Origin of the sequence: Xanthomonas euroxanthea (assembly GCF_903989455.1) — a bacterium.
Taxonomy (GTDB): domain Bacteria; phylum Pseudomonadota; class Gammaproteobacteria; order Xanthomonadales; family Xanthomonadaceae; genus Xanthomonas; species Xanthomonas euroxanthea.
Map to the genome: position 1 here is coordinate 671846 of NZ_LR861803.1, position 17991 is coordinate 689836.

General features: G+C 56.2%; 11 protein-coding genes. 8 read left to right on the forward strand and 3 right to left on the reverse strand.

Going from position 1 to position 17991, the window contains the following annotated elements; all coding sequences use genetic code 11:
- Positions 1-606 precede the first annotated feature (606 nt).
- From H7A86_RS02835 to H7A86_RS20870, 5 genes are all read left to right on the forward strand, one after another.
- Positions 607-1608 carry an arabinogalactan endo-1,4-beta-galactosidase gene (locus H7A86_RS02835; RefSeq protein ID WP_119130484.1) on the forward strand — a complete coding sequence of 334 codons (1002 nt, stop codon included), beginning with the start codon at positions 607-609 and terminating at the stop codon, positions 1606-1608.
- A gap of 523 nt (positions 1609-2131) precedes the next feature.
- The gene (gene aceE, locus H7A86_RS02840; RefSeq protein WP_104585704.1) at positions 2132-4819 is read left to right on the forward strand and encodes a pyruvate dehydrogenase (acetyl-transferring), homodimeric type; all 2688 of its coding nucleotides are present in this window, start codon (positions 2132-2134) and stop codon (positions 4817-4819) included.
- A 249-nt stretch (positions 4820-5068) separates the two neighbouring features.
- Positions 5069-7453 carry an HD domain-containing protein gene (locus tag H7A86_RS02845; protein ID WP_180708017.1) on the forward strand — a complete coding sequence of 795 codons (2385 nt, stop codon included), beginning with the start codon at positions 5069-5071 and terminating at the stop codon, positions 7451-7453.
- A gap of 366 nt (positions 7454-7819) precedes the next feature.
- Positions 7820-8925, forward strand: a protein-coding gene (locus tag H7A86_RS02850; RefSeq protein ID WP_119130488.1) for an IS3 family transposase whose coding sequence is annotated in 2 segments (ribosomal slippage) — positions 7820-8078 and positions 8078-8925 — 1107 coding nt in all. Because the reading frame shifts where the segments join, the coding sequence is not laid out codon by codon here.
- 198 nt (positions 8926-9123) lie between these two features.
- On the forward strand, positions 9124-9453 hold the full coding sequence (locus H7A86_RS20870; protein WP_232099355.1) for a hypothetical protein: 330 nt from the start codon (positions 9124-9126) through the stop codon (positions 9451-9453).
- 660 nt (positions 9454-10113) lie between these two features.
- On the opposite strand, the gene H7A86_RS02860 is transcribed toward H7A86_RS20870, so the two are convergent.
- Both H7A86_RS02860 and H7A86_RS02865 read right to left on the reverse strand, forming a co-directional pair.
- Positions 10114-11733: a DUF6119 family protein gene (locus H7A86_RS02860; RefSeq protein WP_119130489.1), complete on the reverse strand. Its 1620-nt coding sequence runs from the start codon at positions 11731-11733 to the stop codon at positions 10114-10116.
- Positions 11734-12195: 462 nt separating this feature from the next.
- Entirely contained in the window at positions 12196-14031 is a 1836-nt protein-coding gene (locus H7A86_RS02865) for a 3'-5' exonuclease (protein ID WP_119130491.1), read from the reverse strand.
- A 386-nt stretch (positions 14032-14417) separates the two neighbouring features.
- Here H7A86_RS02865 and H7A86_RS02870 point away from each other — a divergent pair, with 386 nt between their 5' ends.
- A complete protein-coding gene (locus H7A86_RS02870; protein ID WP_119130493.1) occupies positions 14418-15725 on the forward strand; it encodes an SNIPE associated domain-containing protein in 1308 nt (435 codons plus the stop codon).
- 705 nt (positions 15726-16430) lie between these two features.
- On the opposite strand, the gene H7A86_RS02875 is transcribed toward H7A86_RS02870, so the two are convergent.
- On the reverse strand, positions 16431-16883 hold the full coding sequence (locus H7A86_RS02875) for a hypothetical protein (RefSeq protein ID WP_119130495.1): 453 nt from the start codon (positions 16881-16883) through the stop codon (positions 16431-16433).
- Between the two features lie 298 nt (positions 16884-17181).
- Here H7A86_RS02875 and H7A86_RS20875 point away from each other — a divergent pair, with 298 nt between their 5' ends.
- Both H7A86_RS20875 and H7A86_RS02880 read left to right on the forward strand, forming a co-directional pair.
- Positions 17182-17325, forward strand: coding sequence for a hypothetical protein (locus H7A86_RS20875; protein WP_232099205.1), 144 nt, complete (start codon positions 17182-17184; stop codon positions 17323-17325).
- A gap of 348 nt (positions 17326-17673) precedes the next feature.
- Positions 17674-17832: a hypothetical protein gene (locus tag H7A86_RS02880; RefSeq protein WP_180707847.1), complete on the forward strand. Its 159-nt coding sequence runs from the start codon at positions 17674-17676 to the stop codon at positions 17830-17832.
- Positions 17833-17991 lie beyond the last annotated feature (159 nt).

The window sequence follows — 17991 nt, forward strand, 5'->3', positions numbered from 1 at the left end:
ACTGCTGCGGTCGAGCTGGAATCGCAGCTTGCCGCGCAGCGCCGGTGACGGTGATCGAGCCGGGGGTGTCGTTCCAGAATCAGCTATCAGCCACAGCCACAGCCACAGCCACAGTCACAGTCACAGTCACAGTCACAGCGCGCGGTGAGCGGTGAGCGGCGTGCGTACGGCGATGGTGTGCGCTTCCAGCAACGCGCCCCGGTGCCGGGAGGCCCATAGCACGTCGCCGCACCGCATCGCATCGAGCCCAGGTCTGCCTGTGCTGCCATAACAGTCGACCACGCCTGTCACCCAGCGACCGATCGCCAATCGCAGACCCGCTGCGCACTACCGCGCCGGTTTTCTGTTGCACCCGCACAACAATGCGCTGGCGAAAATATCGCCAGTTCGCTGGCGCAAGGTGTTTGCCGCCGCGAGATATGCCGCAACCACGCAGCAGCTATAGCGAGCGCGACCGCATTGCGCCGCCGTGCTGCAATCGCCACCGTTTCGCGGCGTGTCTGGCCGCTGCGGGCAGCGCCGCATCACCACAGGCACGCGGCGAGTTCAGGGGGATCAGGCAGGGCGCCATGTGGCGCGACATCCATCGATCAAGGGAGAGGGTTCATGCACGTTTTTCGCAAGGGGTACCACCGTTTGCTGCTGGTGCTGTTGCTGGGTGGCCTCAGCGCCGGCGCCGGCGCGCAGGGCATCGCCAAGGGCGCCGATGTCAGCTGGCTCAACCAGCAGGCCGCGGCCAGCCCGCCGCAGGTGTTTCGCGATGCTTCCGGCAACACCACCGACTTCATCAAGCTGTTCAAGGATGTGGGCGGCAACGCCATCCGCCTGCGCGTGTGGGTCAACCCGTCCGGCGGCTGGAACGATGGCCGCGACACCCTGGACAAGGCCAAGCGCGCCGCCGCGCAGGGCATGCGCATCATGATCGACTTCCACTACAGCGACAGCTGGGCCGACCCGGGCAAGCAGACCAAGCCGGCCGCCTGGGCGGGCCACTCCGTCGCCCAGCTCAATACCGATGTCTACAGCCACACCCAGGGCATCCTCAAATACCTCAAGGACAACGGCATCACCGTCAGCTGGGTGCAGGTGGGCAACGAGATCAATAGCGGCATGCTGTGGAACGAGGGCAAGACGCCCAACTTCGCCACCCTGGGCCAGTTCATCAACAGCGGCTACAACGCCACCAAGGCGGTGTACCCCAACGCCAAGGTCATCGTGCACCTGGCCAACGGCTACGACAACGCCAACTTTCGCTGGTTCTTCGACAACCTGCGCTCGGCCGGCGGCAAGTGGGACGTCATCGGCATGTCGCATTACCCGCCGGTGGGCAGCTGGCAGGACTACAACACCCGCCTGGACACCAACATGCGCGACATGATCTCCCGCTACGGCAGCGACGTGATCGTGGCCGAGGTCGGCATGGACTGGCAGCAGGCCGCCACCACCCGCGCCATGCTCACCAACCTGCTCAGCCGCAGCAGCGCCATCGGATCGCGCGTGCTCGGCATCTTCTACTGGGAGCCCAACGCCTACCCCGGCTGGCAGGGCTACACCATGGGCGCGGTCAACACCAACGGCCAGCTGACCGAAGCCCTGCAGGCGTTCTGACCAACCCGCCAACTCGTAGGAGCGCACCTGGGCGCGACTGGCATTACCGGGAAAGCCCGTCGCGCCCGGGTGCGCTCCTACGGTTGGGCGTGCAGAAACGCCAACTGGCCGCGCAATCGCTACCTCGACAGCACCTGCTCGCCAGCGCGGATGGCCGGATGTTCTGCCAGAGACCGGCTGCCGCACCCCCAGAGCTCACCCCCTCGTAGGAGCGCACCCGGGCGCGACGGGCGTTGCCGATAACGCCCCGTCGCGCCCAGGTGCGCTCCTACATCGGTCCGTTCCGCGCCGGGCCCGGCGGCCACCGCCCGCCGCCAGCCCTTATCCTTTGGTCGTACACCGGCAGCGCCCGCTGCGCCGGATCCTCGCCCCCGCCGGCATCGGTACCCCACCCACGCACGACACCGTCCCATTCCATACGCACCCGTAGCGAGGAATGGCAACAGGTGCGTGCGGTACACTTGGGGGTTCACGAATTCACGATGTCGACACACCCGCGGGGTGTGTCCCCCCGGGAGCGCTAATGAACTGGTTGAACGAAGTGCTGCACAACGATCCGAACCCGCTTGAGACGCAGGAGTGGCTCGAATCGATCAAGGCCGTCATCGACGTCGAAGGCCCGGAGCGCGCCCATCAGCTGCTGGAAGGCATGGTCGAACAGACCCGCCGCGCCGGCGCTTACCTGCCGTTCTCGCCCACCACCGAGTACGTCAACACCATCGCACCGGCCAACGAGGCTAAGAACCCCGGCGACTCCGCGCTGGAGTGGAAGATCCGCTCGATCATCCGCTGGAACGCCATGGCCACCGTCGTGCGGGCCAACCGCAAGCCGGGCGACCTGGGCGGCCACATTGCCTCGTTCGCCTCCAGCGCCACGCTGTACGACGTGGGCTTCAACCACTTCTGGCGCGCGCCCAGCGACCAGCACCCGGGCGATCTGCTGTTCATCCAGGGCCACAGCGCCCCGGGCATCTACGCCCGCGCCTTCCTGGAAGGCCGCATCAGCGAAGCCCAGCTGGACAACTTCCGCATGGAAGTGGACGGCCAGGGCATCTCCTCCTACCCGCACCCGTGGCTGATGCCCGAGTTCTGGCAGACCCCCACCGTGTCAATGGGCCTGGGCCCGCTGGCCGCCATCTACCAGGCGCAGTTCATGCGCTACCTGGAAAACCGCGGCCTGATCGAGAAGTCTGACCGCAAGGTGTGGTGCTTCATCGGCGACGGCGAGTCTGATGAGCCAGAAACCCTCGGCGCCATCGCGCTGGCCGGCCGCGAAGGCCTGGACAACCTGATCTTCGTGGTCAACTGCAACCTGCAGCGCCTGGACGGCCCGGTGCGCGGCAACGGCAAGATCATCCAGGAACTGGAAGGCGTGTTCCGTGGCGGCGGCTGGAACGTCATCAAGCTGCTCTGGGGCGGCTACTGGGACGCGCTGCTGGCCAAGGACACCGACGGTGTGCTGCGCAAGCTGATGATGGAAACCGTCGACGGCGAATACCAGAACTGCAAGGCCTTCGGCGGCGCCTACACGCGCGCCAACTTCTTCGGCAAGTACCCGGAGACCGCGGCCATGGTCGCCGGTCTGTCCGACGACGACATCTGGCGCCTGAACCGTGGCGGCCACGACCCGCACAAGGTGTACGCCGCCTACCACCAGGCGGTGAACACCACCGGCATGCCCACCGTGATCCTGGCCAAGACGGTCAAGGGCTACGGCATGGGTTCGGCCGGTGAGGCGCTCAACCCCACCCACCAGACCAAGAAGCTGGACGATGCGGCGGTCAAGCACTTCCGCGACCGCTTCAACATCCCGGTGACCGACGCCCAGCTGGAAGACGGCCAGGTGCCGTTCTACCACCCCGGCGAAGATTCCCCGGAAGTGCAGTACCTCAAAGAACGCCGCAACGTGCTGGGCGGCTTCCTGCCTTCGCGCCGTCCCAAGGCCAGCAAGTCGTTCGTGGCGCCCACGCTCGACAAGTTCGAGCGTCTGCTCAAGGACAGCGGCGAGCGCAGCTATTCCACCACCATGTCCTTCGTGCAGAGCCTCAACATCGCCCTGCGCGACAAGGAACTGGGCCCGCGCATCGTGCCGATCGTGGCCGATGAGGCGCGCACCTTCGGTATGGAAGGCATGTTCCGCCAGATTGGCATCTATGCCCCGTTCGGCCAGAAGTACAAGCCGGTCGATGCCGACCAGCTGATGTACTACCGCGAAGACCAGACCGGCCAGGTGCTGCAGCAGGGCATCAGCGAGCCGGGCGCCATCGCTTCGTGGATGGCCGCCGGCACCAGCTACTCGGTGTCGGATGTGCCGATGCTGCCGTTCTACATCTACTACTCCATGTTCGGCTTCCAGCGCGTGGGCGACATCGCTTGGCAGGCAGCGGACATGCGCACGCGTGGCTTCCTGCTCGGCGGCACCGCCGGCCGCACCACGCTCAATGGCGAAGGCCTGCAGCACGAAGACGGCTTCAGCCAGGTCATTGCTGGCTCCATCCCGAACGTGCGTAGCTACGACCCGACCTTCGGCTTCGAAGTCACCGTCATCATGCAGCACGGCATGAAGGCGATGATGGAAGACCAGATCGACGAGTACTACTACATCACCCTGATGAACGAGAACTACGCCCACCCCGGCATGCCGGACGGCGCAGCCGAGGGCATCATCAAGGGCATGTACCTGCTCAAGGACGCCGGCAAGCCCAAGAAGGGCGAGCTGCGCGTGCAGCTGCTGGGCAGCGGCACCATCCTGCGCGAGGCCATTGCCGCCGCCGAGCTGCTGGACAAGGACTTCGGCGTCACCGCCGACATCTGGTCCTGCCCCAGCCTCAACGAAGTGCGCCGCGACGGCTATGCCGTGGAACGCTGGAACCGTCTGCACCCGGAGGCCGAACAGCGCAAGCCCTACGTCACCCAGCTGCTGGAAGGCCGCCAGGGCCCGGCCATCGCCGCAACCGACTACGTGCGCGCCTTCGCCGACCAGATCCGCGCCTTTGTCCCGATGACCTACACCGTGCTCGGCACGGATGGGTTCGGTCGTTCGGATACGCGTGCGAACCTGCGCCGGTTCTTCGAGGTTGACCGCTACTACATCGCGCATGCGGCGATTGCCGCGTTGGCGAAGGATGGCAAGATGACGGGCAAGGATGTGGCCCGGGCGATCAAGCAGTACAAGATCGATCCTGAGAAGGCGAATCCTGTTGGGGTTTGATTTCGAACACAGGATTTGTTAATTGGATGGGCGGCCGCATGGCTGCCCATTTTTATTTTCGGATAATTGATGTCGATACTTCTATAAAGAGAGGGCGGGTGAATGGAATCTAGTCAGCTTTGGACTCGAACGTTATCTTACAAAGGGGATGCATCCGAAGCAGATAGGGAGCGACTTAGGAAGACGTTCAAGATCTTTAGGGGTAGATCAGCGGACTTGGTTGCTGGAATTTCGAACTCGCTACAAGGATTGACTGTTCACGACATTACGCACATTGATTCACTGTGGGATGTTGCCGACCAAGTGATTGGCGATAAGTACGAAATAAACGAGGCCGAGGCATTTGTACTAGGTGGAGCATTTCTACTTCACGATGCTGCTCATGTGGTTGCCGCGTATGAAGGTGGGCTAGAAGAAATAAAGGATACGTCAGAATGGAAGGATCTCGTATCTTTGCGTTTGGGGGGGGGAGAGCCCAATGCCGGCTCCGCAGACGAAAAGTTTGTTCTTTTTAACGTAATTCGAGAGTTGCACGCATCTCAGGCTGAAAAGCTACCTTTTATTTCGTGGCTGAGTGCGGCGGGCGATACTCTATTTTTGATTGAAGATTCAGAGGTTAGAAGTTATTTTGGTGACATAATTGGTGAAATTGCTGCTAGCCACCATTGGTCAACTAATGAGGTTGCTGAGCGTTTCCACAATAGAACACTAACTCCTGCTGGATTTTTGGTGAACTCCAGTTGGATGGTTGATGCGCTTAAGATTGCTCTCATTCTTAGAACGGCCGACGCTGCTCATGTTGACTCCCGGCGGGCCCCATTGTTTCTTTCCGCAATAAATAAGCCGGAGGGGATCTCCAAGGTGCATTGGGAGTCCCAACAGGATATTGGTCGGCTTACTCGTCAGCAGAATGGGGAGCTGAAGATGTCATCCGGCGCAAAGTTTGGTGTTGACCGGCGGGCCGCATGGTGGCTAGCGTTCGATACGGCAAGAATGATCGACGGGGAGTTGAAAGCTGCTCAGTCTGTCCTGGCGGACACAGGCCGACCTCCTTTCGCCGCTACTGGTGTTATGAACTGCGCATCGGCCGCGTCTTTCGCCAAAGTGGTGCCAGTGAAAGGGTGGGAGCCGATAGATGTGTATCCCAAAATTGGTGATGTTCCACATCTAATTGAGAGGCTGGGAGGCTATGCTCTCTACGGGGATAAGCCTGAGGTGGCATTACGGGAGATGCTGCAAAATTCTATTGACGCCTGTACTGCACATGAGCATCTTTGCGATTTGGGTAACAGGAAAATCACAGTTGGACTCACTAGGTCGCAGGGTGACAACTGGGATTTCTCCGTTCTCGATAACGGTATCGGTATGAGTAGGTACGTTCTGACTGATGTCCTTCTCGATTTCGGAAAGTCTCTATGGTCTAGTAGCGACCTGATCCGAGAACTCCCTTCTTTGGCAAGTATGGGTTTTATTTCTGGTGGAAAATTTGGAATAGGTTTTTACTCCATATTTATGCTCGGTGGTGAGTTGTCGGTAACGACAAGAAGATATGAAAAGTCCGTGCTTGATGCATCGGAGCAATGGAAGTTGTCTTTCGAGGATGGGCTTAAAGGGCGGCCTACACTTTCCGTTCCAGATGGCGGGATTAAGCTCAAGGAGTCAGGGACTAGAATCGTTGTTTCCGTTAGTTCTGAAATTTTGTCCAAGTTAGTGGGAGTCGAGCGAGACAAGCTGGATAGCAAGGTAGAGTTGGCTTTGGCGGAGTTGATTGGGCGGCTTGCGCCGGCAAGTCCATTTGATATTTTTGTGCAAATTTCTTCGGGTCATTCGAAGAAGGTAGTTTCGGCTGATGATTGGTTAACCATTAAAGATGGTGAACTAGTTGATCGATTGGGTTGTAGGCCTCAGACTAAATTATTTCCCGTTTTGGATGGGGATGGGAATACCATAGGTCGCATCGCACCTGGATACAGTCGTGGACTTTTTAGTGATGATGAAAATGGCGCTGTCGGTGTGTACAGAGGTATCTCCGCAACTAGGGTTGAAGGTTTGGCAGGATTGTTCATATTGCGTGGAAACAATACAAACGCGATTAGAACTAATGCAATCCTTGATGGCGGAAATATGATCTGGACGGACTGGGCTCAGAGGATTATTAATAGCGGTATCAAAATCCCATATTCGGCATACTGCATTCTTCATCCCATGATTCCAGGCTTCGATCTTCCAGTTTGGATTCGCGAGGAGATTAGTCACAGCTTCGCTGAACTTCGCGATTTCATAAAATCTGCGAACTCTGTTGTTTTACATTTGGGTGCGGTTTCGCATGAAGATACGGATGACGTGACGATGTCTGATTTTGATTCATTCTTGCAGGTAAAGAGGAATGTGGTCATCGGTCCATCTAGCTACTACAGTCGCTATGGGTGGCGCGCCCGGAAAAAGCCTGAATTTCCCTGGGTAATGGGATTCTCTAGAGTTGATTATGAAGGCTCGTTTGGATCATTCGTTGAATCGATCTGGGGTGGTCTGATAGAGGAGCATGAAGATGTAATTGTCGGGATGGTTAATGGGGTGGAAATAACAAGGCAAGCTATTCTTCTCAAACGCGAGCTACCAGAACTTCCGGCATGAAAAAATGGCGAGTGGTAACGGGTCAGGGTCTTAGGTATCTTTACCTTTGGTCAATGACGGGGTGGTCAATAACGGGGTCAGGTTCACTTATCAATTGACGGAGCTCGGTTTGCGTGGCCGATGAGCGGGCCTGATGCTCGCAAAGCGGCGGGCCTCGGCTTCGGCCATTGCTCATGAAGGCGTCGTGGCTCAGAGCTCGCTGTTGCTTTAGATGAAGGCGGATATTGGCGAGCAGGTCGTCGGACAGGCTTTCATAAAGAAGGGCTAGAAATTTAAGAAAAATGGAATGGAGCGAAATCGACGTCCCCCCGATTTTGAGTAGCGCCCCAGTTTGGAGTCCAATTCCCTACCCCGAGGAGATTGGACGTGAAGAAGCGCTTTACCGAGGAACAGATCATTGGCTTCCTGCGCGAAGCCGAAGCGGGCATAGCGATCAAGGACCTATGCCGGCGGCATGGCTTCAGCGAGGCCTCGTACTATCTGTGGCGCAGCAAGTTCGGCGGGATGAGCGTGCCCGATGCCAAGCGGCTCAAGGATCTTGAGTCAGAGAATGCTCGACTGAAGAAGTTGCTAGCCGAGCAGCTGTTCGAGAACGACCTGATCAAGGATGCACTGCGAAAAAAGTGGTGAGCGCACCGGCACGTCGCACGCTGGTGCGCGAGTGGATCGGGCGTGGTGCCAGCGAGCGACGTGCGTTGGCAGTGATCGGTATGAGCGCCAGTGCGCTGCGCTATTGCCCGCGCGAAGATCGCAACGTCGAACTGCGTGAACGCATCTGTGCGTTGGCGCATCGCCATCGCCGTTATGGCATGGGGATGATCTATCTCAAATTGCGACAAGAAGGACGCATCGCGAACTACAAGCGTGTGGAGCGGTTGTACCGCGAGCAGCAGCTGCAGGTCCGGCGTCGTAGACGCAAAAAGGTGCCGATAGGAGAGCGCCAGCCGCTGCTGCGGCCATCGCAGGCCAATCAGGTGTGGTCGATGGATTTTGTGTTCGACCGCACCGCCGAAGGGCGGGTGATCAAGTGTCTGGTGATCGTGGACGATGCAACCCACGAAGCAGTCGCCATCGACGTGGAGCGCGCAATCTCGGGCCACGGTGTGACACGCGTGCTGGACAGACTGGCGCACAGTCGCGGTTTGCCCAAGGTGATCCGCACTGACAACGGCAAGGAGTTTTTTTGCGGCAAGGCGATGGTCGCCTGGGCGCATGCCCGCGGTGTGCAGCTACTGCTCATCCAGCCGGGCAAACCGAACCAGAACGCCTACGTTGAATCCTTCAACGGCCGGCTACGCGACGAATGCCTCAACGAGCACTGGTTCCCGACGTTACTGCACGCGCGCACCGAGATCGAACGTTGGCGGCGCGGATACAACGAGGATCGACCCAAAAAAGCAATCGGCGGCATGACGCCGGCTGCTTATGCCCAACATCTGGCAAACACCGATATCATCAGCCCCGGACTCTAAACCCGACCACTACTCAGGGCGGGGGGACGTCGCAGAGAGGCGTGAATCGGTGCGCGATCTTCTTGGACGATGAGGATCGGCATCACTATTGCCTCCTACTAAGCGTAGCCTGCGAGCGCTTTGCTGTGCGGGTGCATGCGTTTGTGCTGATGGACAACCACGTGCACCTGCTGGTCTCGGCGGATAAGGCTGGGCGCAATGTCTTCGGCGATGCGGCTCAGCGGCCAATCGTATGTGCAGGCCTTCAACGTCAGGCACCGGCGCAGCGGAACCCTGTGGCAGGGGTGGCTCAAGTCCTGCTTGGTGCAGACCGAACGATATGTGCTCACGGTCTTGCGCTACATCGCACTCAATCCGGTACGCGCCCGCGTGGTGGCATTGCCAACCGAGTACCGCTGGTCAAGCGTGCACATGCATCTGGGGCTTGCGACAAGCCAGCTCATCGCGTCGCACGAGGTCTATCTGCATCTTGGCTGCGATGCAGCCGAGTGGGTGTCTGTCTATGCAAGTGGCTTCATGCGGGTCTAGCCCGCGAGGCGACGAACATTCAATCCGCCTTCACCTCATGCAGGAGCGCGCCTTGGGCGACTCGCGCTCTCAGGCAATGGTAGAGCGTGCACTGGGCAGACCAACGAAGTGCCGTTTGCGTGGTCGTCCTGCCGGGGTGACTCAGGTTGGTTAATTGCTTCCGTCCCTTTTAAATGCCCTTTAAATGCCGGTCATCGTTATCCGTCGGTAGCGCTTTTTAGAGCCCTACCATAGCGTGCCGGTGCACCCGTAGCGCTATTGAACAGTTTACGCCCAGCGAACTGCAGCAGATGCCCAATCCGGCCTATAGCAGATGGCGTAGTAAGCAAATGCACATAGTCGTGCAGCTGGTAGTCTGTGATGTATAGGGCCTCATGTAGCAGGTGCTGGTAGTGCTATCGGTCGCCATCATCCACAAAGCATGGCGCGCGGTTGTTCCCGCGCTGCACGATGTGCTGTGGGATGGTGGGTAGATCGATGTGAACAAGTCTGGCATGTCCCAAGAATTACAGCGATGCATTGGTACTGCAATCGGGGAGTCCTTCCAATGGATAGTGACTAGCCTGAGATTTGGATAAGAATAAACCTGGCCTCCATAGCTGCCACTGTGCGCGCGAGAAGATCCATATTTTGTAATCGTTATTTATAAATCGAACGGATTTACACTTTTTCGATTATTTCTACGAAAACCTTGAAGTTCATTAATCTAATGGCGCTCAGCGATGGCTTCATCGCTACCTTGCTAAAAAAAGGTATATCCAGGCTGTTGTCCCTCTTGTTTCTTGTTCTCATCACCCCAAATACAATCGAAAATTTCGTAGGATCCGGAATGATCTTGCTTTTGGGAAGGACTATGGAGAAACCCGATCTCTTATAGATGGCTTCTCTATTTTTAGTTTCTTTAATGAACTGTTCTCGGAACGATGCGTCAGTCATCATAAGTGTGCATGACACATATCCTTGGCTCCATAGATGGCTCATCGAGCTAGATGCTCCGGCGTCTTTTAAATGGATCAATTGTTTTTTTCTGGAAAGAAAATCACATGGCTCTATGTTTGCGTGAGTGGATCCAACTGGATTAATCTTGGTTTGGTCCATGTTAAGAAGATCTGTGCGACGATTCAATTGTGAGATAAATGCTCTTTCGTTTTTTGCTTTTGTGGGTTTGAAGATTGGCTTGGGAGTTAAAAATGATTTGAAATCGTCTTCAATTGTTTTTGCATGTTTTGAGTCAATTTGATACCAGTTTCCTGAAAAAAGGATGTAACGCTGACCGCCCTTTTTTATTTCCATATTGAGGCACTTGAAAATTTTTTCACTTTTAGTTTTTCTGCTTCCACTCTCTACAAGTGTGATTTTTTGGGACTTTATATCTGCAATTGAAATTTTTCCGAAAATTAATGCGGTCTTTATCTCGGATATGTAATCATATATGTCGGCTGTTTCGAATGTATTCTTCTTGCCAGGCTTCATTCCGGCCCCAGAATATCTGATGGCCTCTTCAACCAAAGGATCAGAAATCTCAGGCGTAGATATACTGGCGTCAATTGCCCGCCCTTTCGCTGCCTGTGTTAGTTCGGCGAGTAAATCGTTCTCCAGGTCGCCTATTAATCTAGAGTCCTTGACGGTGTCGATATAGTCCACCCATGGATAATTTTTCTTATAAGTTCGCTTTTTAAATATTTCTATCGCTTGGACAGCTTTTTCTCGAAAAAATCCTGGTTTCGGCGGGCACTTAAAGCTGACAGAGTCCCTTCCGGTGATTACTCTGGCGAATGTACCGTCATTGGACTTTCCCGAAAGTAATGTCAAAAGATCCTGATTAATATCAATTCCAAAATCGCTTACTGGGGTTGATCTGCTTGCTTGGATTCTTCGTTTGAGCGTGGATGAGTCAAGGCTTGCAACGTCCATATTGCGAAGCTCGCTGCTTTCGATGGAATTTAACGCAATCCGCAACCCAAATCGTGGCTCAAATATGTCATCGTCTAGGCGGTGATGAGCGGTTCCGAATGTATACACGACGACGTATTTCGTCGTCTTGTACTTGACCGAAAGTAAGTAAGCCGCACCGCAACTCTTTGTATGCAACTTTGCAATATTAGCTGACGTCTCGTCTTTCAATGGCTTCAGCCATTCAGGAGTATCTTCATTTCTCTGCGAAGTCAGGACGACGCCATTTCTCACGGGGTAAGCAGCCATGCCATCAAACGAAGTGGTTGCCTTCTTCAATGTTATCCCGGGTTTGCAGAGTCTCATGCTCAAGTGAATGCTCGTCATAGCTGGTCCTCGCCTCTAGCAAGTAATTATCTTTGGGTAAAATTGGTGAATAGTAATTACAGTCATCAACGGTCGAATCAGTCCATGCGGGGAGGGGGGGTGGCTACGGATCAGCGTCTTATCGGACATAAGGATGGCTTTCGGGCATGGATCGTAAATTAGTGATATCCGAACCCCCGATTTGATTCGCGAACTGGATTGGGGCTTTCCTAACTGAGAAAATTGGCTCACTAGTTGCCGTTTCCTTTTTTGGGACAACCTTGCCTATAAACTTGATGATTTGCAGTTTCGCTATCTCAGTAGGAGTCATAAACCTGGGCGAGCAATAGTCTGGTCGCTCTCCTTTCGCGCGCGCATCGGCGGGTATCAAAGACCAGATGACCAGTACGAAAATCATTGCTCAGGGTGCCCATTGCACTTGCTGCATCCCAGTTCAAGCGTCCTCCATGTCTCGTCGAGATCTCATGCTGCGAGTCTGGTCCGTATCTGATGTACTGCCTGTCCAATCCGCTCGGTTAGTACTGTCTCTGAATGATGCAGCATTGTCAGCGAGCCAAGAGCCCGAGTCATTGCGACATATAGCAGTTTGGCCTCTTGCCTCATTTCCTCACTGTCGGCTTGCAAGCGTTGCCCAATCTCGCAGATGCCGGGAATGAACACCGACTCGAATTCCAGGCCCTTGCTGGAGTGCATCGTCAGCACCTTAACTGCTGGCTCGCCATCGAATAGGTGTCGTTTAATGAGCTCTTCCGCTAAGACCACTGGGAGTTCTGCAGCGCGGAGGCGCGAGGCAATGTGTGTGGCAAGCGCTTTGTTGCGGCAAAGAACCGCAAAGTCGTTGGCGCTTGCACCGTTGTTGAGTGCTTCGCGTACCTGTTGGGCGATGATGCGCGATTCTTCCCAAATGTTGCTCGCCTGTATCAGCTCGGGGACGGCGCCTCGGCGTCCCGCGCTCTCTGGGGCTATCACTGGCACGTTGTCTTCGTCGGCATCTTCCCCAGTCAAAAGCTCCTGGGCGAATGCCTTCGCGGTGGAAAGGATCTCCAAGGTGTTGCGGTAGTTCAAACGTAGGATCGTGGTGCGGCCCTTGGCTTGGATGCCAACGCTGGCGAAGCTGAACTTTCGACGTCCGCCTGCGCTGTAGATGGTTTGCGCGTCGTCATAGAGCAGCAACAGCGAATTGGTTTCCGGGTCGACCATCTGCGTGACGATTTGTAGCCACTCGGGTGCAAAGTCATGGCCCTCATCGATCATCACTGCCGCGTACTGTGCGCGCGGAATCTGCTGCGACTCCACTGCTGCAATGACTTTGCTGACCAATGCGTCCAGATACTGTTGAGCGTTTGGCTGTGCGGGCGGGGGCTTGATGCCGTAGGCCTTCAGCTGCTCACCACACCATCCGTGGAAGTGACGCACACTCACGCGGTCCTGCACACCATGCGCGTGAATGATGTGTTCCAGGCGGCCGGCAAGTGTCTTGTTGTAGCAAAGCACCAGCACCGGCTTGCCTTGACGCTTCGCAATCTCAACGCATCGGTAGCCCAGGATCATTGTCTTGCCAGAGCCTGCCACGCCATGGATCACTCGGTGGCCGTCCCCCATCGAGCGAGCAAGTTGCTCTTGTTGCAGATCCATCACCTTGATCAAATCAGGGATGGCAATGGGCTTGTCCGGCTGAGGTGAGGCGAACAACTGCACCTGCTCAGGAGGAACGATACGTAGCTGCGGAAACAGATGCCAGCGAATCCGTTCGATCTGCGGCAAGCTGAGCTGGCATGAAAATGTGGCAGGAAACATGTCCCAGAGCCGTTTCTGAAATGCCTCGGTGTCCACCGACTCGGTCATCTCGTCCCGGCAGATCACGCTGCCTGCCGCAATTACATTGCCTAATTCGGCCTCCTCAAACTGGGCGCGGCTGATGTTGCTAAACACAACGCCAAAGCCCCACGGCATGATGAGCTTGCCCTGGTATTTGCTTCCTTCCGGAAGGCGCAGGGCTGCATCCTTGAGCATCAGCTTGCCAACTTCGATACAAATGTCGCGAGCTTGGCGCAATGGATTGGACGTTACTTCACGGCCGCGCTCGGTATGGAGCACAGCGGTGTCGCGGTCAATCTCAGCGATCGTCTCCAGTTTCCAGTCCTTGACCTCAAGCACCAGGATCCCGCGATAGGGATGCAGCACAATAAAGTCCGGATGCCGGTGACTGGGGCCGATTGGCACGTCGTACCAGCAGATGTACTCATCATCGAGCTTGTCTTCCAGGCGTTGTGAAAAGCGCCGCTCGCCAGATGTCATTCGACCGGCGCTACTTGATCGACTGGGAATCAACGTTGCCATTAAAAGATCCCCTCCGTGGTGTGGCCTTAGCGTAGCACTAGCGCAGCGCGGACAATAGAATCATCCGCAAGAGATGTGTGTAGATCTATGTGTGAAATAAGGGTTGTCGAAGCTAGAACTACTCTGGTCCTTGATTTAAGGCAAGAGGTGTTAGCTTCTTCGCAGCCCGAATCAGAGCGAGCTCACGCTTTTGAACATGAGAATTCAAGATCAAGAGTTCTGTGCCGCTATCACGCGCCGGCAACTAATCGCAGATCTAATAAGTAGTGCTTGTCCGTAAGAACGGAGAGGCATGGCAAGATGATGAGGTTAGCTTGGGGTCACCCATCGACGAGGGAACAGGTATGGACACCAATCGAAAAATTCCGCTGTTCGGTGTGAGACGCTTCACACGCCAGGTTATAGATGAGCTTGCTACGATATCGAAGGACAGGGATGAGATTTACGCGACACTCTCCCGGATTGGAGGTGTTAGCCAGCTGGAGCGTGAGCGAGAGCTGGAACGTCTGAATGCTGAGGTAGCCTCTGCATCGCATGCGTGGAAAGAACAGCTTGCGACACTGACGGCAGATCGTGATGAGCTGTTGCTGCAGGTCGCAGAGCTGCGCAAGGAAGTTGTCGAAACCCGTGAACGCGCCCTGCTGCAGGAATCTGGTGTCTATGAGTATGCGCATCCGCTACAAGACGCGGTTGCCTACAAGGATCGGCTTGATCATATCCGCGGACTTATCAAAGAACTGAACAAGGCGGACGGCCGCGCTGTTGTAGCTGCAGTGGGCTGGACCGTTAACGGCTCAGAAGCGCAGGGCAAGACCATGCTTCGGGACTACTGTAAATTGATGTTGCGGGCATTCAATGCAGAGGCCGATGTTCTGGTACGTGGCTTGAAGCCATATGCACTTGCTGCGGCAATCGATCGGATTGAAAAAGTAGCCAAGACAATCCAGCGCCTGGGCAAGACCATGAGCATCCGTATTACGCATGAGTACCTGCAGCTTCGTATTACAGAATTGCAGCTCACTGCGGATTTCGTGCAGAAGAAAGCTGAAGAGAAGGAGTTGGAACGGCAAGAACGCGAGCGGCTGAGGGAGGAGCGAAAAACCCAGCAAGAGATGGAGCGCGAGCGTTTGAAGCTCGAAAAGGAACGTCAACACTACCTCAACGCGCTAAAGGCTCTGCTGGCCAAGGGTGATCCAGAAGCTGTTGAGCGGATGCGCGCCCAGGTATCAGAGGTTGAGCGTGCAATTGCGGACGTCGACTACCGCGTAGCCAACATCAGGGCAGGCTACGTTTACGTGATCTCCAACATTGGCTCTTTTGGTGAATCGCTGATCAAAGTCGGTATGACGCGTCGTCTGGACCCGATGGACCGTATCCGCGAACTCAGTGATGCATCAGTGCCCTTCAACTTCGATGTGCACGCGCTATTCTTCTCGAAGGACGCTGTTGGAATCGAAGGTGCAATGCACGCACGGCTGGCGAAGAGCCGGGCAAACCTTGTAAACCATCGCCGCGAATTCTTCCGTGCAACCCCGACAGATGCAAAGAATCTACTCGCAGAGCTTGCTGGTGATCTCCTTACATTTCACGACATTCCTGATGCGCTTGAGTTTAGGCAGAGTCAGAAGATGATGGGGGTAGGCAAACCGTAGCGATGACCACTCCTTCGACGCAACACGAGAGCGGGGCAGAGTAGTTTTTCAGAATAGAATAACTGGGTCAGGTTCTTAGCGGTCGACGGCGCATGGCTTGGGTGACCGACGAGCGGGTCTGGCGCCTGCGAGGCAGCAGGCCTTGACTTCTACCATCGTGCGGAAGGCGTCGTTGCACAGGGCTTCATTGAGCAGGTACGGTAGGCGTTAGATGCCGGATCGGATCATTGACAAGCGCAAACCAACAGGGATGTGGCATCAGTGCCGAGCGCTCGCGCTGAACCCAGGTGGGCAGCTGGACTGGTGATGCGCCACCGGGTCTTCGGTCAGGCGAGCATACATCGGGTTGAGTTCAATGTAGCGATAGCAGTGAAGGATGTAGTCAGAACTGTCCACAAGACAAGCTTTATACGGATCTTCCCATAGCCTGCCAGTGTGCCCATGGCGACCACTGAAAGCACCACATAGTACGCGCAAGCCGCTGCATCAGTTGCCTGATCTGGCCCGGTGCAGGTGGCGTGGCAGGCAAGTACGCATGGTCGCCCATCAATACATAGGCATGAAGCTGGCAACGTATGGCATGTAGGATCTCATTTGGGTGACGGGGTCAGGTTCACTTCTAGATGTAAGTTAACCTGACCCCATTTCCTGCCATGTCTCCCCTTAGATAACAGCATTATCCCTATTGAGGGCCTCAATTACCTATCAAAGCTCGTTAGGCTTTTCGGGATTCACAACGGGAGCATGGGACTCATAGTCGGTTTGTCTCCACTCCCCGCCACCACCGCCGCCAACCCATTCAAACGTCCAAGTTTCTACATAGCCGCCGGGAAGCTCGTTTGTGATCGTGATTTTTTCGCCCGGGCTTCCAGACGCAGGCAACGGAACCGGAGGGCCATCGTTAGCCGCAGTCACCATCCCTCCTTTGGATGTCTTTGAGCTCCTTATGGTAATTTTACCCAGATCCATGGTCCGCCTGTCCGCATTCGGCACAGAGTCCAGCCATTTCTGGATTGCACTCGCTTCGGGCGTGTTGGCCCGGTAAACCTTTGTCGTCTGAACGGTGGTGGTGCTTTGGCTGGCCGCCGCTACGGCGCTGCTGCTCAAGCTCCCTAACGCCATGGAAAGGGCTAAGAACAAGGTGCGATTGACCGACATATCACCCTCCTGAGAGTTGCTCCATGTGACGCGATTGCGTCACTTTTAGGGTGCACATCGAAAAAACCACTTTCAAGTGACGAGTCTCACAAAAGACGCGATATCAACGCTAATTTATTCAATGTCTTGCATGCTTTTTCGGGCATAGGCTCACGCTAAGAGGTTCAGGTTCTTATGTGGCCGGCGGCACTCGGTTTGCGTAGCCAATGAGCGCGTCTGGCACCCGCGAGACGCGGCGGGTCTTGGCTTCGACCATCGCGCGGAAGACGTCGTAGCCAAAAGCTCGCTACTGCTGTAGATGAAGGCGGATGTTGGCGAGCAGTTCGTCGGGCAGGGCTTCATCGAGCAGAGCGTGGTAGGTGTTGGATCGCTCAATCGAGTCATTGCCAAGCGCAAGACAGCAGGGATGTGGCGTCAGCGCGGAGTGCCCGCGCTGGCCTAGATTGGCCGGGCAGCTGGACCAACGATACGAGGCCGGATCGTCGGTCAGGCGAGCGCGCACTGGGTTGAGCTCAATGTAGCGATAGCAGCGAAGCAAGTAGTCCGCACTGTCCACGAGGCAGGCCTTGTAGCGTCCCTCCCATAGCGTACCGGTACGCCCGTGGCGGTCATTGAGCAGAGCGCTACGTAGCTGCGGCCAAGCCCCTGCATCAGCTGCGCGACCCGCCCCGTTGCAAGTAGTGTGGCACGCAAGTACACATGGCTGTCCATCAACATATAGGCATGCAGCTGGCAGCTGTGGCGTGCAGGCCTCAGGCAGCTGGTGGAGGTAGCGCAATCGGTCGCCATCATGCAGAAAGCATGGCAAGCGGTTGTTACCGCGCTGCACGATGTGCTGCAGGATGCAAGGGAGTCGATGCGCGGGAGTTCGGCCAACTGGCAAGAGGCGCAGCAAGGCATTGGTGCAGATGGCGAGGGCACCCTCCCGAAAGATAAGGCCGCAACCTGAAATTTACGTAGGAAGTAACCTGGCCGCTGTCAGCGGTGTATAAATAAGCAGAGCCATAGACGCGCGGCTCGCTGGTCTTGCTTAAAGTGAAGGGATACACATGCACCGATACGGGCAACTACTGCTATGTGTTCTGGTCTGCTCAGGCATCTCGCTGCT